Source organism: Mycobacterium sp. SMC-19, assembly GCF_045310815.1.
In the GTDB taxonomy this organism is placed as follows: domain Bacteria; phylum Actinomycetota; class Actinomycetes; order Mycobacteriales; family Mycobacteriaceae; genus Mycobacterium.
The window spans coordinates 545,324-568,526 of record NZ_JBJIAM010000002.1 but is presented as its reverse complement, the minus strand read 5'-3'; the positions used below and the strand labels follow the sequence as shown (position 1 = coordinate 568,526).

Annotated in this window: 27 protein-coding genes; 14 read left to right on the top strand and 13 right to left on the bottom strand. The window is 67.9% G+C overall.

Annotated elements, in window-relative coordinates; translation table 11 throughout:
- Positions 1-2 precede the first annotated feature (2 nt).
- Entirely contained in the window at positions 3-452 is a 450-nt protein-coding gene (locus tag ACJH5R_RS06815; RefSeq protein WP_406757120.1) for a nuclear transport factor 2 family protein, read from the bottom strand.
- Positions 453-757: 305 nt separating this feature from the next.
- Here ACJH5R_RS06815 and ACJH5R_RS06810 point away from each other — a divergent pair, with 305 nt between their 5' ends.
- The gene (locus tag ACJH5R_RS06810) at positions 758-2,521 is read left to right on the top strand and encodes a CocE/NonD family hydrolase (RefSeq protein ID WP_406757272.1); all 1,764 of its coding nucleotides are present in this window, start codon (positions 758-760) and stop codon (positions 2,519-2,521) included.
- Positions 2,522-2,525: 4 nt separating this feature from the next.
- On the opposite strand, the gene ACJH5R_RS06805 is transcribed toward ACJH5R_RS06810, so the two are convergent.
- Complete coding sequence (locus ACJH5R_RS06805; protein WP_406781535.1) at positions 2,526-3,002, bottom strand: SRPBCC family protein; 477 nt, start codon at positions 3,000-3,002, stop codon at positions 2,526-2,528.
- A 106-nt stretch (positions 3,003-3,108) separates the two neighbouring features.
- Positions 3,109-4,092, bottom strand: a complete 984-nt coding sequence (locus ACJH5R_RS06800) for an esterase family protein (protein WP_406757118.1) — start codon at positions 4,090-4,092, stop codon at positions 3,109-3,111.
- Between the two features lie 347 nt (positions 4,093-4,439).
- Between ACJH5R_RS06800 and ACJH5R_RS06795 the strand changes: the two genes are divergently transcribed.
- Positions 4,440-5,546 carry a hypothetical protein gene (locus tag ACJH5R_RS06795; RefSeq protein ID WP_406781534.1) on the top strand — a complete coding sequence of 369 codons (1,107 nt, stop codon included), beginning with the start codon at positions 4,440-4,442 and terminating at the stop codon, positions 5,544-5,546.
- A gap of 1 nt (position 5,547) precedes the next feature.
- On the opposite strand, the gene ACJH5R_RS06790 is transcribed toward ACJH5R_RS06795, so the two are convergent.
- Positions 5,548-6,102 (bottom strand): YceI family protein, encoded by a 555-nt coding sequence (locus tag ACJH5R_RS06790; RefSeq protein ID WP_406781533.1) that lies wholly within the window; start codon positions 6,100-6,102, stop codon positions 5,548-5,550.
- A 125-nt stretch (positions 6,103-6,227) separates the two neighbouring features.
- Between ACJH5R_RS06790 and ACJH5R_RS06785 the strand changes: the two genes are divergently transcribed.
- The 7 genes from ACJH5R_RS06785 to ACJH5R_RS06755 all read left to right on the top strand — a co-directional run bounded on the left by ACJH5R_RS06785 (position 6,228) and on the right by ACJH5R_RS06755 (position 12,024).
- Positions 6,228-6,650 (top strand): hypothetical protein, encoded by a 423-nt coding sequence (locus tag ACJH5R_RS06785; protein WP_406781532.1) that lies wholly within the window; start codon positions 6,228-6,230, stop codon positions 6,648-6,650.
- 15 nt (positions 6,651-6,665) lie between these two features.
- Complete coding sequence (gnd, locus tag ACJH5R_RS06780; protein ID WP_406781627.1) at positions 6,666-7,763, top strand: phosphogluconate dehydrogenase (NAD(+)-dependent, decarboxylating); 1,098 nt, start codon at positions 6,666-6,668, stop codon at positions 7,761-7,763.
- Positions 7,764-7,897: 134 nt separating this feature from the next.
- Positions 7,898-8,842, top strand: a complete 945-nt coding sequence (locus ACJH5R_RS06775) for a DUF4129 domain-containing protein (protein ID WP_406781531.1) — start codon at positions 7,898-7,900, stop codon at positions 8,840-8,842.
- Entirely contained in the window at positions 8,839-9,327 is a 489-nt protein-coding gene (locus ACJH5R_RS06770) for a hypothetical protein (RefSeq protein ID WP_406781530.1), read from the top strand. Before ACJH5R_RS06775 ends, ACJH5R_RS06770 begins: the two co-directional genes overlap by 4 nt.
- Positions 9,324-10,307, top strand: a complete 984-nt coding sequence (locus ACJH5R_RS06765; RefSeq protein WP_406781529.1) for an AAA family ATPase — start codon at positions 9,324-9,326, stop codon at positions 10,305-10,307. The genes ACJH5R_RS06770 and ACJH5R_RS06765 overlap by 4 nt, the downstream gene beginning before the upstream one ends.
- A gap of 35 nt (positions 10,308-10,342) precedes the next feature.
- On the top strand, positions 10,343-11,578 hold the full coding sequence (locus tag ACJH5R_RS06760) for a DUF58 domain-containing protein (RefSeq protein WP_406781626.1): 1,236 nt from the start codon (positions 10,343-10,345) through the stop codon (positions 11,576-11,578).
- Positions 11,578-12,024: a hypothetical protein gene (locus ACJH5R_RS06755; protein WP_406781528.1), complete on the top strand. Its 447-nt coding sequence runs from the start codon at positions 11,578-11,580 to the stop codon at positions 12,022-12,024. Before ACJH5R_RS06760 ends, ACJH5R_RS06755 begins: the two co-directional genes overlap by 1 nt.
- Before the next feature lie 4 nt (positions 12,025-12,028).
- On the opposite strand, the gene ACJH5R_RS06750 is transcribed toward ACJH5R_RS06755, so the two are convergent.
- Positions 12,029-13,159, bottom strand: a complete 1,131-nt coding sequence (locus ACJH5R_RS06750; RefSeq protein ID WP_406781527.1) for a nitronate monooxygenase — start codon at positions 13,157-13,159, stop codon at positions 12,029-12,031.
- A gap of 143 nt (positions 13,160-13,302) precedes the next feature.
- A complete protein-coding gene (locus tag ACJH5R_RS06745; protein WP_406757109.1) occupies positions 13,303-14,094 on the bottom strand; it encodes an HAD family hydrolase in 792 nt (263 codons plus the stop codon).
- A 117-nt stretch (positions 14,095-14,211) separates the two neighbouring features.
- On the opposite strand from ACJH5R_RS06745, the gene ACJH5R_RS06740 reads away from it, so the two are divergent.
- The 4 genes from ACJH5R_RS06740 (at position 14,212) to ACJH5R_RS06725 (ending at position 17,888) form a co-directional block, all read left to right on the top strand.
- The gene (locus ACJH5R_RS06740) at positions 14,212-14,448 is read left to right on the top strand and encodes a hypothetical protein (RefSeq protein ID WP_406757108.1); all 237 of its coding nucleotides are present in this window, start codon (positions 14,212-14,214) and stop codon (positions 14,446-14,448) included.
- Between the two features lie 131 nt (positions 14,449-14,579).
- Positions 14,580-15,080, top strand: coding sequence for a hypothetical protein (locus tag ACJH5R_RS06735; protein WP_406757107.1), 501 nt, complete (start codon positions 14,580-14,582; stop codon positions 15,078-15,080).
- Between the two features lie 24 nt (positions 15,081-15,104).
- Positions 15,105-16,379 carry a competence/damage-inducible protein A gene (locus ACJH5R_RS06730; RefSeq protein WP_406757106.1) on the top strand — a complete coding sequence of 425 codons (1,275 nt, stop codon included), beginning with the start codon at positions 15,105-15,107 and terminating at the stop codon, positions 16,377-16,379.
- A 48-nt stretch (positions 16,380-16,427) separates the two neighbouring features.
- The gene (locus ACJH5R_RS06725; RefSeq protein WP_406757105.1) at positions 16,428-17,888 is read left to right on the top strand and encodes a lipase maturation factor family protein; all 1,461 of its coding nucleotides are present in this window, start codon (positions 16,428-16,430) and stop codon (positions 17,886-17,888) included.
- An 11-nt stretch (positions 17,889-17,899) separates the two neighbouring features.
- Here ACJH5R_RS06725 and ACJH5R_RS06720 read toward each other — a convergent pair whose 3' ends face one another.
- The 3 genes from ACJH5R_RS06720 to dtd form a co-directional block, all read right to left on the bottom strand.
- Positions 17,900-19,384: an HNH endonuclease signature motif containing protein gene (locus ACJH5R_RS06720; RefSeq protein WP_406781526.1), complete on the bottom strand. Its 1,485-nt coding sequence runs from the start codon at positions 19,382-19,384 to the stop codon at positions 17,900-17,902.
- A 113-nt stretch (positions 19,385-19,497) separates the two neighbouring features.
- A complete protein-coding gene (locus ACJH5R_RS06715; protein WP_406781525.1) occupies positions 19,498-19,923 on the bottom strand; it encodes a DUF2834 domain-containing protein in 426 nt (141 codons plus the stop codon).
- A gap of 46 nt (positions 19,924-19,969) precedes the next feature.
- Positions 19,970-20,401 (bottom strand): D-aminoacyl-tRNA deacylase, encoded by a 432-nt coding sequence (dtd, locus tag ACJH5R_RS06710; RefSeq protein WP_406781524.1) that lies wholly within the window; start codon positions 20,399-20,401, stop codon positions 19,970-19,972.
- 53 nt (positions 20,402-20,454) lie between these two features.
- Between dtd and ACJH5R_RS06705 the strand changes: the two genes are divergently transcribed.
- Positions 20,455-20,769 carry an MTH1187 family thiamine-binding protein gene (locus ACJH5R_RS06705; RefSeq protein ID WP_406781523.1) on the top strand — a complete coding sequence of 105 codons (315 nt, stop codon included), beginning with the start codon at positions 20,455-20,457 and terminating at the stop codon, positions 20,767-20,769.
- On the opposite strand, the gene ACJH5R_RS06700 is transcribed toward ACJH5R_RS06705, so the two are convergent.
- Genes ACJH5R_RS06700 through ACJH5R_RS06685 form a run of 4 tightly spaced genes read right to left on the bottom strand, consistent with a single transcriptional unit; the run spans position 20,762 to position 23,166 of the window.
- Positions 20,762-21,412 carry a M15 family metallopeptidase gene (locus ACJH5R_RS06700; protein WP_406781522.1) on the bottom strand — a complete coding sequence of 217 codons (651 nt, stop codon included), beginning with the start codon at positions 21,410-21,412 and terminating at the stop codon, positions 20,762-20,764. The genes ACJH5R_RS06705 and ACJH5R_RS06700 overlap by 8 nt on opposite strands.
- Positions 21,409-22,155, bottom strand: a complete 747-nt coding sequence (yaaA, locus tag ACJH5R_RS06695) for a peroxide stress protein YaaA (protein ID WP_406781521.1) — start codon at positions 22,153-22,155, stop codon at positions 21,409-21,411. Before yaaA ends, ACJH5R_RS06700 begins: the two co-directional genes overlap by 4 nt.
- Positions 22,152-22,670, bottom strand: coding sequence for a phosphatase PAP2 family protein (locus tag ACJH5R_RS06690; protein ID WP_406757098.1), 519 nt, complete (start codon positions 22,668-22,670; stop codon positions 22,152-22,154). Before ACJH5R_RS06690 ends, yaaA begins: the two co-directional genes overlap by 4 nt.
- 49 nt (positions 22,671-22,719) lie before the next feature.
- A complete protein-coding gene (locus ACJH5R_RS06685) occupies positions 22,720-23,166 on the bottom strand; it encodes an STAS domain-containing protein (RefSeq protein ID WP_406757097.1) in 447 nt (148 codons plus the stop codon).
- Positions 23,167-23,203: the final 37 nt, after the last annotated feature.

Below are 23,203 nucleotides of genomic sequence, written 5' to 3'. Positions count from 1 at the left end.
ACTCAGATCAGGCCGGTCGCGTCGAATATCCACGACATGTCGGCCTCGGCAAACTCTTCCAACCAGGTCGGCGGCGCGTGGGCCGTCAGGCCGGCCATGTCCCAATAGTCTTTCCACAGCGTGATCTTTCCGTCGATCACCTTGTGCACCGTGACGAAGCGCAGCAGCGCGGTCTCTCCGGTGGCCCACCTCCATGTCTCCGAGTGCTCGTAGAGCACGTCGGGGCCCTCGGCGACCAGCAGGCCGGAGTGGTTCTCGTATCCGGCCAGCGGCTCCAGACCGATCTTGAGGCGCTTGACGATGTCGTGTGGCCCACGGGCGGCCGCAGCCGGGCCCACCGGCATGTCGACATAGATGCAGTCTTGCGCCAGAAAGGGTTTCAGCCCCTCCCAGTCACGACGCGACAAGGCCTTCCACATCTCGGTGACGATGTGTTTGACGTCAGCCGGCATGCCGATGCCCCTTTCCGGCGAAGCACATGACACGCCGGAATATACGCCGGTGCTGGACAGGTGTCCGAGCGGGATGGGCGCGGTGTTTAGAGTCTGGTGCGGAGGTGGCCATGGCTGATCTGCGGATGGTGCGAAAAGTCGGATGGGTGCTGGCGGCAGCCGCTGCGGCGGGGGCAGCCGGTGTCGTGGCGGGTAAGTTGCGCGCCCCTAGGACCCGCAAGGCGAACCCTTCGCCGCTGAGCCCGGAGTGGACCGCACCGCCCGCGCGCTACGGCGTCGGGATCAAGCGCAATGTCGCCGTGCCGATGAGCGACGGTGTCGTACTGCGCGCCAACATCCACTACCCGACGATTCCCGAGACCGGCGCGCCCGCCGAAGGACCGTTCCCGGTGCTGCTGTCGGTGACCCCCTACGGCAAGTTGGCGCCGCCACCGGCGGCTCAGATCGGTGGCGGTCCCTCGCCGCATCTGATCAAGCGGGGCTACATCGAGGTGATGGTCGACGTCCGTGGCACCGGCGCATCCGGCGGCTCGTTCGAGATGTTCGGCCCGGACCAGACGCGGGACGGCGTCGAGCTGGTCACCTGGGCCTCGACGCTGCCCAACGCCAATGGCCGGGTCGGCATGTTCGGCATCTCCTACTTGGCCATCAATCAGCTGTTCACCGCGGCTGCGGTCGGCCCGGACTCTCCGCTCAAGGCGATTTTCCCGGTGATGGCCGCCAACGACTTCTATCGGGATGCCGCTGCCATGGGCGGGGTATCGCACCTGCGGACGGTGCGCGCCTACGGCTCGATCTACGCGTTGCTCAACGTGATCAACCCGGCGCTGGAGTTCCTCACCCCCGGAGCGCATTCGCGGCCCCGGGCCGGCGGGCTGGCGGCGGTGCGCCAGCGCGGCAAAGACCAGCGCGGCTACTTCGGGCCATTGATCGCCGAGGCGGGCGCCGGCGGCGACGCCGCCTACGACGGCCCGTTCTGGGATGACATGCGGCCGGACTTAGTGCTGCCCGAGATCGCCGCCAACAACGTGGCTGTCTTCCTCACAGGTGGCTGGCATGACGCGTTTCAGCGCGGCGCGCCGCTGAACTACGCGGCGCTACAGAACGCATACACCGGCCGCCCCGCGAATGCGCCGATGCAGCCCGGACAACCGCTGACCGATCGAGTCAAACTGATGATGGGGCCGTGGTACCACGTCTCGGACTACGACGGTCTGCACCTGCTGGACCTGCAGCTGCGCTGGTTCGACCATTGGCTGAAAGACGATGCAGCCGCTGCCATTTCGGGATCGCCGTTCACCTTTCAGCCGATCGGCGACCGCCGCTGGTACCACACCCGCGAATACCCGATTCCCGCGGCGACACCGACCCGGCTCTACCTGTCGCACGCCGGCCGCTTGACTGTCGACGCCCAGCAGGAACAAAGCCTGGCCGCGTTGCCGTACCGCTCCCACGGTCCGGTATCCGGGCGCAGCCTCGAACAGTGGTCGTTGGGGCTGAACAGTTTCGCCACCACTGCGGCCGGTGGCCGTACCCGCCATGACCAGGACAACCGGCGGGTGCAACGCGGAGCGCTGACCTACACCACCGAGGCGTTCGACTCGCCGACGTTGATCGCCGGACCGATCACCCTGCGCGTGCAGGCGAGCGCCGACACCACCGAGACGCTGTGGGTCGCGCACCTCGACGACGTCGCGCCCGAGGGGGTCAACCGCCCGCTGACCCTGGGCGCGTTGCTCGGCTCGCACCGTGAGTTGGATCCGGACCGTACCTGGTACCTGCCGGATGGCACCGTGCTGCGCCCGCATCACATCAGCACCCGCGCTGCGGTGCGACCGGTGGAACCGGGGGAGTTGACCGGCTACGACATCGAGATCTTCCCGACCGCGGCGCTGATCGCGCCGGGACACCGGTTGCGACTGACGTTGACCACCTACGATTTTCCGCACCTGGTACCGACGGCGTCCACCCGCCGGGCGCTGGCTGGCGGGCTGTACCAGGTGCATCAGGGCGGTCCCACCCCGTCGTTCCTGCTGCTGCCGCTGGCCGACCCGGACAGCCTGGACTGAGCTGTTAGGGCTGCGCCGGCCCTTCCGCGATGTCGCGGACGCGCTCCAGGGTGCGCCGCATATCGCGAATGTTGTTGCGCTGCCGCAGAAAACCGCCAAACACGTAGTAGTACACGGTGGTGAGGAAGGACTTGGCCAGCTGGAACGATTCGGTGACGTCGGTGCCATCCCCAGCGGGGGTGAGCTCGTAGCGCCACCGGTTCACCGCGCGGTCACCGGCGAGCACCGCGAAGCCGAATACCCGGTTCGGTTCGCACTCGGTGACCCGGCACGTGGTCCAGTACACCGGCCCGATCCCATTGCGCCGGACATGCCCACGGAATCGTGCGCCCACCGCGGGTCCATCGGCGCCGTCGAGCCATTCGGCCTCGAAGGTCTCCGGAGAAAACTTCCCGATGTTGCGAACGTCGGCCACCAGATCCCAGATCTGCTCGGCCGGGGCCGCCATATGAACTGTCGCCGAACCCTGCATGTTCGCCATCCAACCACGTCGGCGACGCCACGGTAACCCATCGGCGGCAAAGCACTGGGCCCCATCCGGAATCGGATGGGGCCCAGTGGCAAGACCGCTGCGGGTCGGTGCAGGCTTAGCTGCCGCCGCCGCTGGCGCCCAGGTGACTCTGCAGGTCCGGCTTCATGGCCTGCAGCTGCTGGCCCCAGTACTCCCAGCTGTGGGTGCCGTAGTCCGGGAAGTTGAACACCGCGTTGTTGCCACCGGCCGCGGTGTAGAGCTCCTGGAACTTCTTGTTCTGACCGATCATGAAGTTGCCCTCGAGGAACGTCGCGGGGATGTTGTCGCCGCCCAACTCGTTCGGACGACCGTTACCGCAGTAGACCCACAGGCGGGTGTTGTTGGCCACCAGCTTGCCGACGTTGACGGTCGGGTCGTTGCGCAACCAGGCCGGGTCGTCGTCCGGGCCCCACATGTCTTCCTTCTTGTAGCCGCCGGCGTCACCCATGGCCAGACCGATCCAGCTCTTGCCATCCGAGGGGTTGATGTAACCCGACAGCGAGCCGGCGTAGGTGAACTGGTTGGGGTGGTAGATGGCCAGGGTCAGTGCCGACGCGCCGGCCATCGACAGGCCGACCGCGGCGTTGCGGCTCTGGCTCACGCCGTACTCCGAGGCCAGGTAGGACGGCAGCTCGCTGGTGAGGAAGGTCTCCCACTTGTAGGTGGAGCAGCCCGCCTTGCCGCAAGCCGGCTTGTACCAGTCGCTGTAGAAGCTGGACTGGCCGCCGACCGGCATGATCACCGAGATACCCGACTGGTAGTACCACTCGAATGCCGGGGTGTTGATGTCCCAGCCGTTGTAATCGTCCTGGGCCCGCATGCCGTCGAGCAGGTAGAGGCCGGGGGAGCCCGAGCCGCCGGGCTGGAACTGGACCTTGATGTCACGGCCCATACCTGCCGAAGGCACCTGCAGATACTCGACCGGCAGACCAGGCCGGGAGAACGCCGATGCGGTTGCCTCGCTACCTGTCAGGCCGATCAGGCCCGGCAGCGCTGCGGCAGCTACCGCGCCGACCAAAAGTCGGCGTGCCCAGCGCAATCCCTTGCTCACGTCTGTCATTCCTGCCCCTTGTCGTCTTGCTGTGGAACGTTCAATCTCTCGATCGCGACGCCACGCGCGCCACCACTTCGGCATCGGCCCTTACATGCAGCAACGGCCGCAATTTGCAAGTCACGCGGCCGTCTAGGGATCCGACTCGCATATAGCATACCCGATTTTCGCTTCGGACCCGGTTAGGACAAGCCGGACGACACGCGTAGGCTCCCCTCCGGTAAGCCGACAAGACCACACAGTCCTGAGCTGTCCCCGGTCCGTTCCGGCGCCCTGCCGATCCCGTTGACGGGCCCGGTGAAGGCCCCGAGCAGACGCGGTGACATCGCAGATCAGGACGATTGGGGCGCGCGATTTTGGACACCGTACTGGGGCTGGCGATCACGCCGTCGACCATCGGCTGGGTCATGGCTGACGCCGGGGGCTCGGGCTGCCCGACGGTTATCGGTGAAGAAATAAGTGTCGCGGCCGGCGACGCCGGAGTCGACGCGGTGGATCTTGCGGCCCAGGCGTCAGCGGTGGCGGCCGGGGTCCGCACCATGCTGGCCTCGCGCAGCGAGCGATTGCACGGCGTGGCGGTGACCTGGAGCGATGAAGCCGCAGTCGGGGCTGCACTGCTGCTCGAGTCGCTGGCGGACGCGGACTTCGAACACGTGGTTCCGGTGCGCTACAGCCAGGCCGCCGCATCGCTGGCCGGCGGAATCGGCCCGCGACACGCACGGGCCGCGGTATGTGTCGTCGAATCGGGTGTGGCCACCCTGGTCCTGCCCGACCACCCCGAATCGGGGGAACCGATCGTCACGGCGTGTCCGATCAGCGCCGTCGACGATGTGCCCGGCTGGCTGGGCAACACCTTGGCCTCGGGCGATCAGCGGCCGGAAGTGCTCATGGTGGCCGGATCGCTGCGGGGCATGGACCGGCTCGGGCGCCGGTTGGAGTCCGCGCTGTCGATGCCGGTCTTCGTCCAGGGCGGAGCGTTTCAGGCCCTGGCGCGCGGGGCGGCCCAGACGCTGGCGCCGCACGCCGAATTGACCTCGGCACGGCTGGAGGCGCCCGCGGCCGGCTTGGCGACCGGGAACGTCGGTCGACGCCGGGTGCGGTCGATGTCCTACGCCGCCGCCCTGCTGATGTTGGGGGCGGGCGCGGTGACATTGGTGGCGTCGGTGGCCGCCGCGTTGAGCCTGCAGCTCGGCCCGGGCCGGGCAGACCCGGATCTGCCGCGACCGCAGCACGCGACCGTGGCGCGCGTCGCGGTGCCCGCCGCACCACCGGCGGCCGCCCCGGCCCTGCCGCCACCTGCCGCGCCAGCGCCCCCGGCCGAGACCTCGGAGGAGCCACCCGCGGAGTTCGGTTCGCTGTGGGACGCACCGGCTGACCCGGACCTGCAGGAATCGACTCCGGATGGCGTCCCATCATTGCGGGAACGCGTCCGGGACCACATCTTCGGCCTACCCGGCCGCTGAGTCAGGCACCGCCGGAGGCGTTGGTCGGGATTATCCCCGAGAAGGACACCGTCACCTCGTCGGCGACCTGCATCGCTCCCATGAGCATCGAATAGCGCCGCACACCGAAGTCGCTGTGAAGCACCCGGCTCTCGCCGCTCACCTGCCGGTCGCCGGTCACCCGAACCTCCAGGACGTGCGGCTTGCGCCGGCCGTGGATCTCCAGCTCGCCGGTCAGCTGATACCCGTCGTCGGTCGGTGCGATGTCGCTGGACTCGAACCGGATCAGCCGATGCTTCTTGCTGTCGAGGCATTTGAGCGCATTGCTGCGGATCAGCGTCTTCTCCGGTGCGGTCAGCGGCGTCATTCCGCCGTCGCCCTGCAACACCCGCAGCGAATCCACTTCGACAACCAGCTCGACCGCCGCCGGCCGGTCGCCGGACCACGACACGGTTGCTTCCCAGCGCTCCATCACGATGGTGAGCCGATGGCCCATCTTTGCCGCTCGCCCCGCCACATCGGTGCGGACCAGTAGCTGGCCGTGCGATGCGTCGAGCTGCCACTGCGTTCCGGTCACCCGCGGCACTTTAGCGGGCCCGGCCCGCAGGGTTTCGGCGGATTCGCGATGGCGTGCGACCACCACCCGTTAGGCTCTGACGCGTCGCCGATGGGTGGCCTGGATCGACAGACTGAGGGCGAAGAATGATTCGTGAACTAGCTGCAGCTGCTTTCATCGCGGGAGCCGCGAGTGCCGTCGCTATCAGCGCCGCGCCGGATGCCGCTGCCTACCCCGGCGACGTGCCGGGCATGGTCGATGGCCAGCGCCAGGGCGACGCCTGCTTCAGCTGGGAGCGCTTTACCTATGGCCACGGCCCCAACGGCCAAGCGCTGGCATGCCACTTCATCGCCAACCAGTTCCCGGCCAAGGAAACCGGTTTCTGGCAGATCTCCTACCCGCTCTACGGGGTGCAGGAGATCGGTTCGCCGTGCCCCAATCCGCAGTCGGCCGCGCAATCACCCGATGGGCTGCCGCTGCTGTGCCTGGGCGCGCGGGGCTGGCAGCCCGGTATCTACACCGGAGGCATTGGCCCCTACTTCCCACCGGGGATCGCCCAGGTCGGGTAAGCGCACCCGGCGCATCTGCCGGTCAGGCTCTGTCCAGACTGGTGCGTTAGCTTCGAGCGGAGGACGGCCGCTCACGGTAAGGAGCAACGCAGCATGCAACTGGGGATGATCGGTCTCGGCCGAATGGGCGCCAATCTCGTTCGGCGCATGGTCGACGGTGGCCACGAGTGCGTCGTCTACGACCACAACGCCGACGCGGTCAGCGCATTGGCCACCGAGGTCAACACCACCGGGGTGTCCTCGGTGGCCGAGCTCGCGGCGGAGCTTTCCGCTCCGCGGGTGGTGTGGGTGATGGTGCCCGCCGGTGCCATCACCACGAGCGTCATCGAAGAGCTTGCCGGCACACTGGCGGCCGGCGACATCGTGATCGACGGCGGAAACTCCTATTATCGCGACGACATCGCGCACGCAAAGATCTTGGCTGACAAGGGTATTCATCTACTCGATTGCGGTACCAGTGGCGGGGTGTGGGGCCGCGAACGGGGCTACTGCCTGATGGTCGGTGGGGACCGGCCGGCGTTCGACCACGTCGAGCCGATCTTCGCGACCGTGGCGCCGGGGGTGGACGCAGCCCCTCGCACCCCGGGGCGCGAGGGTGAGATCGCGCAAGCGGAAAAGGGCTATCTGTACTGCGGCCCGTCGGGGGCCGGGCACTTCGTGAAGATGGTGCACAACGGCATCGAGTACGGAATGATGGCCTCGATCGCCGAGGGGCTGAACATCCTGCACCACGCCAATATCGGCAAACAGGATCAGCAGGGTGACGCCGAAACCGCGCCTTTGAGCAATCCGGAGTTCTATCGCTACGACATCGACATCGAGCAGGTCACCGAGGTGTGGCGGCGGGGCAGTGTGATCGGTTCCTGGCTGCTGGATCTGACTGCCAGTGCGCTGCAGAAGTCACCGCAATTGGAGGAATTCGCCGGTCGGGTCTCTGATTCCGGCGAGGGCCGGTGGACTGTCATCGCCGCCATCGATGAGGGCGTACCCGCCCCGGTGCTCACCACCGCGTTATACGCGCGATTCGCCTCGCGCCAGCTGTTCGAGTTCGGCGCGAAGGTGCTCTCGGCCATGCGCAAGCAGTTCGGCGGACACGACGAGAAGTCCGAGTGACCGGACCGGCCTGAACCGACACCGGGTCTTTCCGGCGAGTCGCCCTCGGCTCGATCCTGGCCGCTGCCAGCCCGCGCATGCCAGTATGGGGAATGCCGCGGCCACGGCGGGAAACCCAGATGACTGGTGTTCCGGTGAGAGCCGGTAGCGACAGCACGACCGTGCGGGTGATCGCCCCGATCGTGCTGCTGCTCGCGGCCGGTGCCGCGACGCGCGGATATCTGCCCGGCGCGCCGCCCGAGCCGCGCCGAGCGACTGCCGCAAGCACGGTCGAACCGATCGTGATGGCGGTCCTGCTGGCGGTGTCGGGCACCATCATCGCGGTCGCTGTCGTGCACCGGGCCCGTCATCAGCGTGCGCGGGTCGGCAGCATCGGCCAACTGTCGTCAACCGCCGGAGCGAGCCGCGGTCCGGTCTGGCGATCGGTGCTGATCGTGCTGGCGGCGCTGGCGTTTTGGCTGCTGACCGTCCTGGTGCTGGCGAAGTTCGGCATCGGGCGCCGTATCGAGCTCCCGGCCCAGGTCCCCGGCACGGGTGAGACGCCGCCGGGCACATCGGGCGCACCGGCCCCGCCCTCGCCGGCGGTGCCCGGCGGGCCGGCCACTGGCATGTCCGGTTATCTACTGGCCGTTGCCACCCTGCTGCTGGCGGTGATCGTCACGGTCATCGTCGCCGCGCGCGCCCGGCGACCCGATCCCGCACCACCGGTGACCCCCGGGATTCCGCCGACGGCGGACGTAACGAGCGCCGACGAGAACCTGGCGCGGGCGGCGGAGCTCGGCCCGGCCCGGATCGTCGATCGCAGCCGCGAGCCGCGGGCCGCGATCATCGCCTGCTACGCGGTGATGGAACAACACCTCGGCACGGTTCCTGATATCGCGCCGCGCGCCTTCGACACACCTACCGAAGTGCTGGCGCGGGCCGTGGAACACCATGCCCTGCCGGCGCACAACGCGACCCGGCTGGTGGAGCTGTTCACCGAGGCACGCTTCAGCGTCCACCTGATGACCGAGAGCGATCGTGCTGACGCGGTTGCAGCGCTGCGGCTGGTTCTCAACGAACTGCGAACTGAACGATGAAAACGCTTGCCCTGCAAGGCATCATCTTGATCACCGGCGCTGAGCTGGTGACGCTGGTGATCCACCAGCGGCAATTTCTACTCTGGGCGGCGGGGGTTGCCGTCGCACTGCCGGCAGTGGGGATCCGGCGCCTGCTGACCACGGGAGGCGCGGGACCTTCCGCCGCCCCGGCGGCCACCGATGAGGCCGGTGAGGCGTTGCACCGGTGGCTGTCGGGCACCGAAGCGCGGATCCGCTGGTCGGAATCGACCAGAGCCGACTGGGACAGGCGTTGGCGGCCGATCCTGGCGCGTCGGTTCGAGGTCTCCACCGGGCAGGGGCGGACGAAGGATCCCGCGGCATTCGGTGCCACCGGGGCGCTGCTGTTCGGCGACCAGCTGTGGCAGTGGGTGGATCCGGGCAATGTCGCGCCGACCGGAGTCAGTGGGCACGGCCCGGGACGCGCTGTGCTGGAAGAGATCCTGTGCCGCCTGGAGCAACGATGAGCACCGGGCTGTCCGGTGCTGCGGCCACCACCGGGGAACGCTGCACCGCGGTGCTCGACGAGATCGAACGGGCCGTGGTGGGTAAGCGATCCGCGCTCACCCTCATTCTGACCACGGTGCTCGCCGGCGGTCATGTGCTCATCGAGGACTTGCCGGGCCTGGGCAAGACGTTGATCGCACGGTCGTTCGCGGCCGCGCTCGGACTGGACTTCATCAGGGTGCAGTTCACCCCCGACCTGCTGCCCGCCGACCTACTCGGTACCACGATCTACGACATGTCCTCGGGCCGCTTCGAGTTCCGGCGCGGGCCGATCTTCACCAACCTGGTGTTGGCCGACGAGATCAACCGGACACCACCCAAAACCCAGGCGGCCCTACTGGAGGCGATGGCCGAAGGCCAGGTCAGCATCGACGGCAACACACATCGGTTGCCGTCGCCGTTCATCGTGCTGGCCACCGACAACCCGATCGAATACGAGGGCACCTACCCGCTGCCGGAGGCCCAACTGGACCGGTTCGCGATCAGGCTGCGGCTGGGCTACCTCTCGGAGCAGGGGGAGGCGGCCATGCTGCGCCGGCGCCTGGATCGCGGTGCCGCCTTGCCGACGGTGCGCAAGGTGGTCGACGCCGACGACCTGGTGGCGATGCGCGAATCGGTGGAACAGGTCAGCGTGCACGACGACGTGCTGCGCTACGTGGTGGCGCTGGCGACCGGGACCCGGCGCCATCCGCAGGTGGCCGTGGGCGCCAGCCCGCGGTCGGAACTCGACCTGGTCCAGCTCGCCCGGGCCCGCGCCCTGCTGCTCGGCCGCGACTACGTGATCCCTGAGGACGTCAAGGCGCTGGCCACCTCGGCGATCGCGCATCGGATCACGCTGAGGCCGGAGATGTGGGTACGGCGCGTCCAGGGCTCCGATGTGGTGGAGGAGCTGCTGCGGCGGCTGCCGGTGCCGCGAACTCCGGAGGCGACGCCGACGTGACGCATGCCTCCGACTTCCATGAGGTGGATGTTGTCATGCATTGGCGGGCTTCGTCATTGGCCAAGGCGCTGGCCACCGGTGCCGCGCTGGCCTTGGTGGTGGCGGTGGGTGCATCGCGTTGGCAGCTGATCGCTTTCGCCGCGCCGCTGCTCGCAGTGCTGTGCTCGCTGAACAGTCAGCGCGGAATTCCGGCGCTGCGCGTGCAGGCCACGCCCGCGGAGCAACGTTGCTTCGAAACCGAGTCGGTCGAATTGACCGTCGGCGCAACGGCATCGGACCCCGATCTGATCGACCTGGGTCTGGCGGTGACGGCGCATCCGGCGCTCACACTCGAGATCGCCGAGACATCCACCGCGGCTGAGTGCCGAAAATCGGTGACTGCCACGGCCGAACGCTGGGGCCGCTATCCGATTCGCGCCGCCGTGGATGCCGTGGGCCGGGGCGGTCTGTTGATCGGGAGGGGAGCCGTCGACGTCGCCGAGGTCACCGTGTTCCCACCGGCGCCGCCACAGGCCACGCCGATCCCGCACAGCGACCTGCTCGATCGGGTCGGAACCCACCTGACCCGGCACCCGGGCCGCGGTGTGGAATACGCCGACATCCGCGCCTACGTACCCGGCGACCCGTTGCGCTCGGTGAATTGGCCGGTCAGCGCGCGACGCGGGAGCCTGCACGTGACCCGGCGGCTGACCGATCGTGGCGCCGACGTCGTGGTGCTGATCGACGCGTATCCGCAGCCCGCCGGCCCGGCGACCGAGGCGACCGAACGGTCGGTACTCGGTGCGGCGCAGGTGGTGCAGACCGCGTTGCGCAACGGCGATCGTGCCGGAGTCGTCATTCTCGGTGGCCGCCACCCGCGCTGGGTCGGCGCGGAGATCGGGCAGCGCCAGTTCTATCGCATCGTCGATGCAGTACTGGGCGCCGCTGACGGCATCGAGTCGACAACCGGAACGTTGGCACCCCGGGCCGCGGTGCCGGCGGGCGCCCTGATCATCGCGTTCTCCACGCTGCTCGACACCGAATTCGCGTTGGCGCTGACCGATCTGCGCAAGCGGGGGCACGTGGTCCTCGCCGTCGACGTGCTGGCCGGCTCGCCCTTCGAGATCGAGCTGGATCCGTTGGTGGCCCGGATCTGGATGTTGCAGCGCAGCGCCATGTATCGCGACATGGCCACAGTCGGCGTTGACGTCGCCTCATGGCCGCACGAACAGCCGCTGGAGCAGGCGATGCGCGTGGTGACGCAGCGGCGCAGGCCCGCGGCGGTGCGGTGATGACGCTTTCGTCCGGAGTCGACAGGCCCCTGCCGCTGGTGCTGTCGGGCCTGTGCGGTCTGGCGATGGTTGCAGTCGCCGGTTGGGGTGCCTCGGGTATGGCAGCGACCGCGGCGTTGCTGGCCGGTGGCGCGGTGCTACTCGGGCTGCGGTGGCGCGTGGCGGCGACGACGGCGGTGCTGCTCCTCGTCGTCGCGATCGGCCTGGCCGATTCGCCCAACGTTTCCGCAGCGGCTGCCGGACTGGCCGCGGTCGGCTACCTCGCGTTGCGGCACACCGGCACGGTGTCCCTACCGACAGCGATCTTCGCCCTCGGGTTCACCGCCGCGGGGTTGGTCGCGACGGTGTTCCCATGGCGGCTTCCTTGGCTACCGCTGTTGGCGCCTTTCGCGGTGTTCGGCCTCTACTGCGTTGCCGCACATCCGCTTATACGCGCCGAGCGGTAGCCGATCAGACGCCCGATGCTTCGTTGAGGGCTTCCAGGGTGCTGGTGGACTCGAGGTATTCCTGAATCCACCGCTCGATGACGGTCGCGGTCTTCTCCACCTTGGTGAACTGTCCGACGACCTGGCCGACCGGGTTGAACGCGACGTCGACGCTCTCGTTCGGGTACTTGTTCGTGGCACGCACGGCCATACCGGAGACCATGTACTGCAGCGGCATGCCCAGCGGCTTCGGGTTCTCCGGAGCTTCCCACGCCTCGGTCCAGTCGTTGCGCAGCATCCGTGCCGGCTTGCCCGTGAAGGAGCGGCTGCGGACGGTGTCGCGACTGCCGGCCTTGATGTAGGCCGCGTGCTGGGCCTCGGTGTTCGAGGACTCCTCGACCATCAGCCACTGCGAACCGGTCCAGGCGCCCTGTGCGCCCAGCGCCAGCGCCGCGGCGATCTGCTGGCCGCTACCGATGCCGCCCGCCGCCAGCACCGGCACCGGTGCGACCGCCTTGACCACCTCGGGCCACAGCACGATCGAGCCCACGTCGCCGCAGTGTCCGCCGGCTTCGCCGCCCTGGGCGATGATGATGTCCACGCCGGCCGCGGCGTGCTTCTGGGCCTGTCGCGCGGAGCCGCACAGCGCGGCGACCTTGCGACCCGCGTCGTGGATGTGCTTGATCATGTCGGCCGGGGGCGTCCCGAGCGCGTTGGCGATCATCGTGACCTTCGGGTGCTGCAGCGCCACCTCGACCTGCGGGGTTGCGGTCGCCTCGGTCCAGCCGAGCAGCTGCAGGCTGTCCGCGTCGGCGCCCTCGACGGGCACGCCGTGGTCGGCGAGGAGCTTCTTGCCGAAGTCGAGGTGCTGCTGGGGAACCATCTTGCGCAGCGATTCCGCCAGTTCCTCGGCGGACTGTCCGGAGTCCATGCCCTCGTACTTGTTCGGGATGACGATGTCGACACCGTACGGGTGGTCGCCGATGTTCTCGTCGATCCACTTCAGCTCGATCTCGAGCTGCTCCGGGGTGAAGCCCACCGCGCCCAGCACCCCGAAACCGCCGGCCTTACTCACCGCGACGACCACGTCGCGACAGTGGGTAAAAGCGAAGATCGGGAACTCGATGCCGAGTTCGTCGCAGAGGGGAGTGTGCATGACGGACTCCTTCACGGGGCGTGGGATCGAAGTGAAACGTGTTCTAATTAAGTACCAGATGCGGCATCACGAGGCCAGTCGGGCCTAGGTGTGCTGGTGAAACCTAACACTACCGGCAATCGTGTCTTGGGGCATCGGGTAGGTCAGCGAGTGGAGAATGCGCGCAGCACCGCCACCCCGAAATCGGCCGCGCGGCGCCAGGACCGCCCGCCGGTGCGACCGGGGCCGGTGATGCGCAGTACCGGCCAGCCGTGCTGGGCGGCCAGCGCCGCCAGCCGGGGCCGGGGGTTGACCGGCCGAGGTCGGCCGACCAGCGCCATCAGAGCGGCGTCCTCGTCGCCATCGGCGTAGAAGAAGCTCTGGTCCAGGTCGACCCCGTTGGCAGTGCAGAACTCCTGCACGGTGGCCGCCTTCTGCGCCCCCCACACCACGGGCTTGACGATGTCACCGGTGAGGATGCCCCGGTCGTCGAGCTCGAAGCGATTGCACAGCACCTGCGCGATCCCCAGGAAGCGGGCCACCGGTTCGGCATGGATGGTCAGTGCCGAGGAACTCAGCACGACGGTGTGGCCACGCTGCTGATGCGCCCGCACGATCTCGCGCATGTGGGGATAGATCCGGCTGGTGATGTGGTCGGAGAACAGCCGCGCGCCGACGTCGTCGAGTTCACTGATGGACTCGCCGCGCAGATAACCCGCCGCGCGCACCAGCAATCGTTCGAATTGCATGCGTCCAAGGCGATACCGCACGGCAGCCTCGACGACGCCGAACACTTCACCGGCACGGGCTTGGCGTCGGCGGATCCGGTCGCCGGCATGTGCGGTGGCAGTGAACCCGGACACCAACGTGCCGTCCAGGTCGAAGAACGCCCCGATCCGGGCGCCTGGTTCGGTTCGGGCGACATCGGCGATCGGATCGCTCGGTACTGCGGTCATCGCCGTCGATGTTACGTCGGTGCCTCGTCGACCGGGCTGGTGTCGCGCCGCGCCACAGGGGGAGGCATCTGGGCAGCTGATAGCGTGTTTGGCCTATGCGAAAAGAGGGTCGGCTTCATGACCAGTGAGACCACCGCGACCGACGCGCGGGAAACTTTGTCGGAAAAGGCAGAGCAGCAAGGCTGGCGGCGTACCCAGCGTGAGCGTGTCGATATCTACAGCCGCGGGATCTACCAGGTTCACGCGATTTGGCGCGACAGCACCACCATCAATGGCGGGGCCCACTACGAGGACGGCATCCTGCTGGCCTACACCACCGAACTCGCGAAGACGGCGAGCTGGTTGGCCCGCTGACGCCGGCTCGGTAACTGCCGCGGCTCCGGTTCGCAACGGTTGCATAAACGCCCCTCGTGTCACACAGGCATCAGTTTTCACACGGCTAACTTCGGTCCCGACCTTGTAGTTGTTGGGATTGGGGAAAAGCCATGTCACGAATCCGTAAGTACCTGACCGCCGCGGCCGGCGCCGCGGCGGGACTGTTCATTGCCGCGCTGGCGTCCAGCGCCACCGCCAACGCCGACACGGTGCCGATCAACCCGGGGCTGCCCGGCGTGGTCGAGCAGATGGTCGCGTCCTCGACGAGCCTCCCGCAGCAATTGCTGCAGACCACTACGTCGGCCTTGAGCGGCACCACCTTCGCTCCGCCCGCGACGCCGGGCCAAGCACCGCTGGCGACCGCGACCTTCAACGTGCCGCCGTCGCCGAGTGCGATGCCGCAGCAGCAGGCCTCGGCCACCGGCCTGCCCGGTTTGGGGAACCTTCCGGCGAGCCTGAGCTCGGTCCTGCCGTTCCCGATGCCGAACTTCGGCGGTCCGGCGCCGGTGGCGGCGGCGCCGACGGCGTTCGCACCCACCGGGTATCTGCCGACCGTTCCGGTTGCTCCGGCGTCGCCGATGGAGGTCATGCTGATTCCGGGCTTGCCCTGACGCTGACTGCGTAATCTCGGACCGGTGAGCGCACGCGCAGGAATCGTCGTCACCGGTACCGAGGTACTCACCGGACGTGTGACCGACCGGAACGGACCGTGGTTGGCTGATCGGCTCCTGGAACTGGGAGTCGAGTTGGCGCACATCACGATCTGTGGCGACCGGCCCAGGGACATCGAGAGTCAGCTGCGGTTCCTGGCCGCCGAGGGTGTGGACTTGATCATCACCAGCGGCGGCCTGGGGCCGACGGCCGACGATCTGACGGTCGAGACCGTCGCCAGGTTCTGCGGTCGTGACGTCGTGCTCGACGACGAGCTGGAAGCCCGGATCGCCGACATCATCAAACCCATGATGGCGCGCTACACGGGTCCGGGCGCTCCGGATTTCGCGACGGTCCGGGCAGCCAATCGCAAACAGGCGATGGTCCCGGCCGGCGCGACGATCCTGGACCCGGTAGGCACCGCGCCCGGCGTGGTGGTGCCCGGCACGCCGACAGTTGTGGTGCTGCCGGGACCACCTCGCGAGCTGCAGCCGATGTGGCACAAGGCGATACAGACGGCGGCGGTGAAGGAGGCGCTGGCCGGGCGGACGCATTACGAGCAGCAGATGATCCGGATGTTCGGCTTGCCCGAATCCGGCCTGGCTGACACGCTGCGCCACGCGCAGGATGTCATCGGTGATTTCCACCGGCTGGAGATCACCACCTGCCTGCGCCGCGGTGAACTGGAGATCGTCACGCGCTACGAACCGGACGCCGCCGGCGCCTACGACCAGTTGCTCGCATTGCTCCGTGAGCGGCATTCGCGCGCGATCTTTTCCGAAGACGGTTCGCAGATCGACGATCTGGTGGCGGCGTTGTTGTCCGGTCGACAGATCGCGACCGCCGAATCCTGCACCGCGGGCCTGCTGGCGGGTCGGCTGGCCGACCCACCGGGCGCCTCGAATTACTTGGCCGGCGGGGTGGTGTCCTATTCCAATGAGGCGAAGATCGAACTGCTCGGCGTCGACGCCGCATTGATCGCCGAACACGGTGCGGTGTCCGAGCCGGTGGCCGAGGCCATGGCCGCCGGTGCGCTGCGCCGCTTCGGTGCCGACACCGCCGTGGCGATCACCGGCATTGCCGGGCCCGGCGGCGGAACGCCGGACAAACCGGTGGGCACGGTGTGCTTCTGTGTGGCGCTCGGTGACGGCCGGATGACCACGCGGACCACCAGGTTGCCTGGGGACCGGGCCGACGTCCGGGAACGCTCGACGACGGTGGCCATGCATCTGCTGTACCGCGCACTGTCAACCGGCTGATTCCTGCCCCGACCGGTGGTATGAACATCACACCGAGGAGTTGCAGGTGTGAGCACACAGTGGGCGTGGTTGAGCGGTTCCGGGTACTGGCTGGGACGGCTGGTCCTCGAACGCGGGATCGCGGCCATCTACGTCATCGCCTTTGTGGCCGCCGCACGGCAGTTCCGCGCCCTGATCGGCGAACACGGCATGACGCCGGTACCGCAGCATCTGCGACGCCGCCCGTTTCGACTGACACCCAGCATCTTTCATCTGCATTACTCGGATCGGTTCTTTGCTTTCGTGTGCTGGCTGGGTGCGGGACTGGCCGCGGCTCTGGTGGTGGGCGCTGGAGAACTGGTTCCGCTGTGGGCGGTGATGGCCCTCTGGCTGCTGTTGTGGGGGCTGTATCTGTCGATCGTCAACGTCGGCCAGACGTGGTACGCGTTCGGCTGGGAGTCGATTCTGCTGGAAAGCGGGTTGCTGGCCGTCTTCCTGGGCAACGACCGCGTTGCACCGCCAGTGCTCATCATGTGGCTGTCCCGTTGGCTGCTGTTCCGCATCGAGTTCGGCGCTGGCCTGATCAAGCTGCGGGGCGATTCTTGCTGGCGCGACCTGACCTGCCTTTACTACCACCACGAGACCCAGCCGATGCCCGGCCCGTTGAGCTGGCTCTTCCACCAGCTGCCCAAACCGTTGCACCGCATAGAGGCCGCGGGTAACCACGTCGCTCAACTGGCGGTGCCGTTCGGGTTGTTCGCTCCGCAGCCCATTGCAGGCGTGGCCGCCGCGATCATCATCGTCACCCAGTTGTGGCTGGTGGCCTCGGGCAACTTCGCCTGGCTGAACTGGATCACGATCGTTTTGGCCGCCGGGGCTCTCGACGAATCGTGGTTCACTGGAACGATTTCGGGACTGAAGCCCCCGGAGATGCCTAATGCCCCGACGTGGTTCGCCGCGCTGGTGATGGTGTACGCGGCAGCGGTCGTGGTACTGAGCTACTGGCCAGTGCGCAACATGGCATCGCGCAATCAGCGCATGAATGCCAGCTTCAACCCGCTTCATCTGGTCAACAGCTACGGCGCGTTCGGGACTGTTGGCCGCTCCCGTCGGGAGCTGGTGATCGAGGGAACGGCGGAGGCGGATCCCACCGAGGGAACCGTCTGGCAGGAGTACGAGTTCAAGGGAAAACCCGGTGCAGTGGACCGACTTCCGCATCAATGGGCGCCCTACCATCTTCGCCTGGACTGGCTGATGTGGTTCGCCGCGCTCTCGCCCCGGTACGGGTTGGCGTGGCGTGATGCGCTGCTGCAGCGGTTACTGCGCAACGACCGGGACACGTTACGTCTGTTGCGCTACAACCCATTTCCGGATAGTCCACCATATTTCGTCCGGATTCTGCTCTACGAGTACCGCTTCACCACGTGGGCCGAGCGGCGACGGGACGGGGCCTGGTGGCATCGCACTCTTATAGGCGTCTATCTGTCCCCGGTCTCGGCGAGCGTGCCAGCGCCGCCGAGCCCCCGTTAGTGCTGCGGCAGTCACCCAGCTGCGGGCCAATCGTCGATGCGCGGTGGCTGTTCCTCGGGCAGATCGCCATCATTGTCAGGCTTTGGGTTGGCCCGGGTGTGGTAGTCGATGACGGCTTCGATGAAATGAAAGGGATTGGTTCGGGGTTGGCCGCGTTCAAGTTTCGGTGGGGGAATCCATGCGACGCGCCCGTCGTCTCCGAGGGTGGTGGTCCAGCCTTGCTCGGTCGCCATCCGGTTATCGGGTGCACACGCCAACGCGAGGGCGTCGACGTCGGTTTGTCCGTTGTGGGCCCAGTCCTGTTCGAGATGATGCGCCTGGGATAAATACCCCGATACGGTGCAACCGGGTCGCGTGCAGCCGCGATCTCGGGCATGCAGCACGATGCGCTGATCCGCTGAGGCGAGCCGCTTGCTACGCCCCAGCCAGAGCGCCCGGCCCTTGCCGTCGAACACGCTCAAGTAGTGGTAACTGTGCCCGGCCATCCGCAACAGATCGGTCATCGGCAACAGTGACCCTCCGGCGGTGTGGGCCTTGCCGGTGGCGGCGGAGTCGATCACCGGTGCGTGGCCGGCTGCGGCGTGTAGCTCGGCCAGGGTGGTCGAGATGATGACGGTCACCGGCAGCCCGTTGAGTTGGCCGAGGTCCCCGCAGGCGAGCACTGCGCGGCAAGCGGCGAGTAGGGCGTCGTGGGTTCGTTGATCGGGTCGGCGATCATCACGCTGGATCTGCTGCTGGGATGGGGCGCCGCTGACACAGGGCTGTTCGTCGGCGGCATTGCACATACCGGGGGCGGCGAGTTTGGCCAGGATCGGTTCCAGGGTGGCGCGCAGCTCCGGGGTGATGCGCCCCGACAGTGAACTCATCCCATCGATGCTTTGCCGGCCGAGTCGCAGCCCGCGCCGGGCCAGGCGTTCCCGGTCGGTGAAATCCCCATCCGGGTCCAGGACGGCCACCAGATGCTCGGCTAGGCGCTGGAAGGTTTCCGGCCCGAATTGGCCCGCCAGCACTGCGAGGTCACGCTCGGCCCGCTGGCGATAGGTAGCGCTGACCGTGGCCGGTATTTTCGCCAACGCCTTGCGGGCGATCACCACATGCTCCGGCCCGATCCGACCCATAGCCTGTGCGGCGGCCAGTTCCGGCAAGGCCGGCTCCAAGGGTTCCCCGGTCACCGCGGCGCGTGGACCCAACTCAGCGGCCTCCGCTAATCGACGCCGCGCGCTCGCGCTGCTGATCCGCAACCGCTCGGCCAATGCCTTGGTCAGCGAGCATGCCCCCAAAGCGCCGGGATCGCCGTCGGTGACCAGCCGGGCCAGGATCCGGTGATCGACCACCGGTGCCCGCCACGCCAACGCTTCCCGGCGGGCCAGCACCGCGACCAACTCCTCGGCATTCAAGGCATCCAGCGAGCACTGTTCGAGCTGGGCATAGGCGGCCTCGATCGCGTCCAGGCACCCCAGAAGGGTGTCCCGATCCGCGATCGCATTCCTACCCATGTATCGAACAATAGTTCGATGGTCTGACAGGGGAGCCGGCTGATCAAGGTCTGTTGACAGGATCGCCAACTGTGGATAGCCGTGGCCACTGCGGAACGCCGACCGTCGCGGCCCTACCGCGTATCGACCCACAGGGTGAAGCCAGCCAACACCAGCCCGACCACGGCCAGCAGCGCGATGTCGACGGCACCCAGTCGCGCCGACGCCGCGCCTTCGGCGGCCAGCCGACGTTCGCGGGCGATCAGAAACAACGGGAACGTGAAACTGATGGCAGTGAGGAAGCCGCCGAAGATATAGGCCCAGACGAACCGCACGTTGTGCTTGCGGGCTTCGGCGACCATCAACACCGCCGCCGACAGAAACAGCATCAGGATGTCAGCGGTGATCGAGCGCGACGCCGGTGTCACGGCGGTGTCCGGCAGGAACCGGGAAAGGAAGGCTGATCCGTCGTAGGCCAGATTCTGGCTCCAGGTGGCGACGAGCGCAGCGACGGCGATCGCGGCGTACACACCACAACGGACCTTGGCGGCTGTATTCATCGGGCCACGTTAACGTCCACGGCACCGGGCGTAGAGCGGTTTCGCGTCAGAGCTCGAGCAGCACCGTCACCGGTCCGTCGTTGACCAGTTCCACCTGCATATGCGCCCCGAACTGCCCGGTCGCCACCTGCGCGCCCAAGCCTCGCAGTGCCTCGGCGAACTCGGCGACCAGAGGTTCGGCGACCGGGCCCGGGGCCGCGGCATTCCACGATGGCCGCCGCCCCTTGGCGGTGTCGGCGTAGAGCGTGAACTGGCTGACCACCAGAATCGGCGCACCCACATCGGCTGCCGACTTCTGATCGTCGAGAATGCGCAACTGCCAAAGCTTTTCGGCGAGCCGCCGCGCCGTGGCGGAATCGTCGGCGTGGGTCACGCCGACCAGAGCGAGCAGACCCTGGCCCTCCGGCTCGATCGCGCCGACCGTCTGACCGTCGACCTTGACGCGGGCCGATGAGACACGCTGGACCAGAACTCGCACGGCCTCGATGCTAAGTAGGCTTGCGGTGGTGCCTTCCGGGAGGGGTGAGTCGCGTGTCGGTCTTGGTTGCGTTCTCGGTTACGCCGCTCGGTGTGGGGGAGGGAGTCGGCGAGATCGTCGCGGAAGCGGTGCGCGTCGTTCGGGAGTCGGGACTGCCCAATCGCACCGATTCCATGTTCACCGTGATCGAAAGCGACACCTGGGCCGAAGCGATGGCTGTGGTGCAACGGGCGGTGGAAGCGGTGGCGGCCCGCTCACCGCGGGTCAGTACCGTGATCAAAGCCGACTGGCGAGATGGCGCGGTCGACGCGATGAACAGCAAGGTCGAATCGGTGGAACGGCACCTGGCGGCGCCGCCACCTAATTGACCGGCACGTCGAGGATCGGGCGCCCCACGTCGGCGCCGGGGCCGTTGAAATGCCACCACTCGCCCGAATACACAGCCAGACCACCGGCACTCATCGCGTCACGCAGGGCGGCCCGCTCGGCCGCGGCGCGAGCGCTGATCCCGTCGGCGAATGCCGTTGCGGCCGGCGAGAAGTCATCGAATCCGGTGCCCATCTCCGACAGCCGCCCATACGCGTCGGCGGTGGTCACGTCGACCGACCGCCCGGTCTCGTGGCTGCGGGCCAGCGATCCCGGCCGGGCCACCCAGTTCGGGTTCGGCACCACTTCGAACATCCGCACCTGCACGTTGTGTGGCCGGTAGCAGTCCCAGAACACCAGAATTCGGCCTCGGCTGCGCAGCGCGGCGGCCGCCGTGGCCAACCCCGGCGCCATCGACTCGTGCACCAGACACCGAGCGTTGGACGGGTAGAGCTGTTCGCCCACAAAGTTGTTCGCGGTGGCATATCGCAGATCGATGATCGCGTCCGGCACCGCGGTGCGGACATCCACGAACCCGGCGGCGCCGGCCTTCGGGCTGACCGGCGGCACCGCCGGGGCGGCGGATGCCAGGCCGGTAGTCGATCCCGCCATGATCAGCGCGATCGCGGCCAGCCTCCCGATCATGCGGCCACCACGATCGTCAGCCGATGATCGTCGCGTTCCACCCGCATCCCGGCCCGCCGAGCTATGGCGGCCACCGCGGCGGCATCATCGGGTTCGGTCCTGGTGGTGGCTATGACCCGCGCCAATTGGCCCTTGTGCGCTTTGTTGAAGTGACTCACCGAGACTCGTCGCCCATCGGGGTGCTCGGCGACCACGTCGACGCGAACGGAGCCCGGAACGGCGGCCAGTGCCGCATAGGAACCGGACCTCAGATCGACGACCAGCTCGGCCGCGGCGATCTCGGCCAGCACCGGTTCCAGAACCGGCCGCCAGCGCTTGACCAATCCCGGTTGGCCGGGCAGCTTCGAGGACGCCGAGAGGCGGTAGGCGGGCACCGGATCCGTGGCCCGCAACAGCCCGAACAAAGCGGAACCCACGGCCAACCGGGCGCCGGCCCGGGCGGCAGCGGCGCCGCGCAGCGAGTCGATGTCCAGTGCCTCGTACAAGACACCCGTATAGCGGTTGATCGCCGGCGCGGTGGGAGCGGTACGCAGCGCGGCGTTGCGCTCGATCTCGGCGTCTTGCGACGCCGACAACCCCAGTGCGCTGCGGCTGGCCGCGCGATCAGCGGCCAAACCCACCAGCTCATCGACCAGTTCCGCCCTCAGGCCGGTGAGTTCCGGGGATGCCAATGCATCGAGGCGCAGCGGTGGTCCGTCGCCGCCGGCGCGTTTGGTCTCCGACGGGGGCAGCAGCACGATCACAGCGCAGACGTTAACCGAGCCGTTCCACAGACCAGCGCGGTGGCGAGCATCGCCGCACCCACGGTGTCGGTGAAGAAGTGGTAGCCGCAGGCCACCAACCCGAGCATGCCCAGCAGGCTGACCAGCGCGGCTGCGGTCAGGGCCCACGGCCGGGCCACCTTCGAACCGGCCACCACGACCATCATGCCCAGCACCGCCACCAACAGCGCGGTGTGGCCGCTGGGGTATTCGAGGTAGGGCCCATTACGCCGGTCGAAGAGGTGCTTGAGTGCCATGGTGGCGACGGTGACCGCGAACGGGCAGGCCAGCACCGCGGCCGCCAAAGCCCACTGCCTGCGCGATAAGGCCACCGCCAGGCACGCCACCGTCACCCCCAACACCAACCAGCCGCTGGTGAAGATCAGCAGCCACCGGGGCTGCTCGCCGATCAGGGTGAAGGTGGCGTGACTGAACCAGTTATCGATGGGTGTCGAGCCGCGGCCCACCGCCCAGCCGAGGGCCAATGTCGCCAGCACGCCGACCGGCGGCCACCAGCGCAGGGCGGTGGCGAGGCTCCGACCTATCTCAGGCCGACTTCTGGAACAGCGGCAGCAGCATCTGGCGGCGCTGGTCGTTGCCGTCGGCAAGGGCGTGCAGCGCCTGGTCCACCGAGCGTGACGTCGGGAACATGGCGTCCTCGTCGAAGTCGCCGAGCAGTTCCCGGACCGGCGAGCTCTCGATGAGGGTCCACTCCACGCCCGCGGCACGGCAGTCGCCGTCCAGGACGCACAGCAGCCAGATGCCGGCGGCGGCGAACGAGGTGACCCCGCTCAGGTCGAGCACCAGCGGCTCCTTCGCAAGGACGAAGCGCCGGGCGTGTTCGCTGAGCTGGTCCACGTTGCTGGCATCGATCCGGCCCCGGATCGCGATCACCGTCGCGAGGTGACGGTAGTGCGCCCGAATCTGCGCCTCGCCGCACTCGACGACCGGGTTGATCCGAGCAGTGCCTCGTGTGGTGATCTCGATTGCCATGCCAGCCCCCGCCTTCCATGTCGATCGTTGTCGGCAG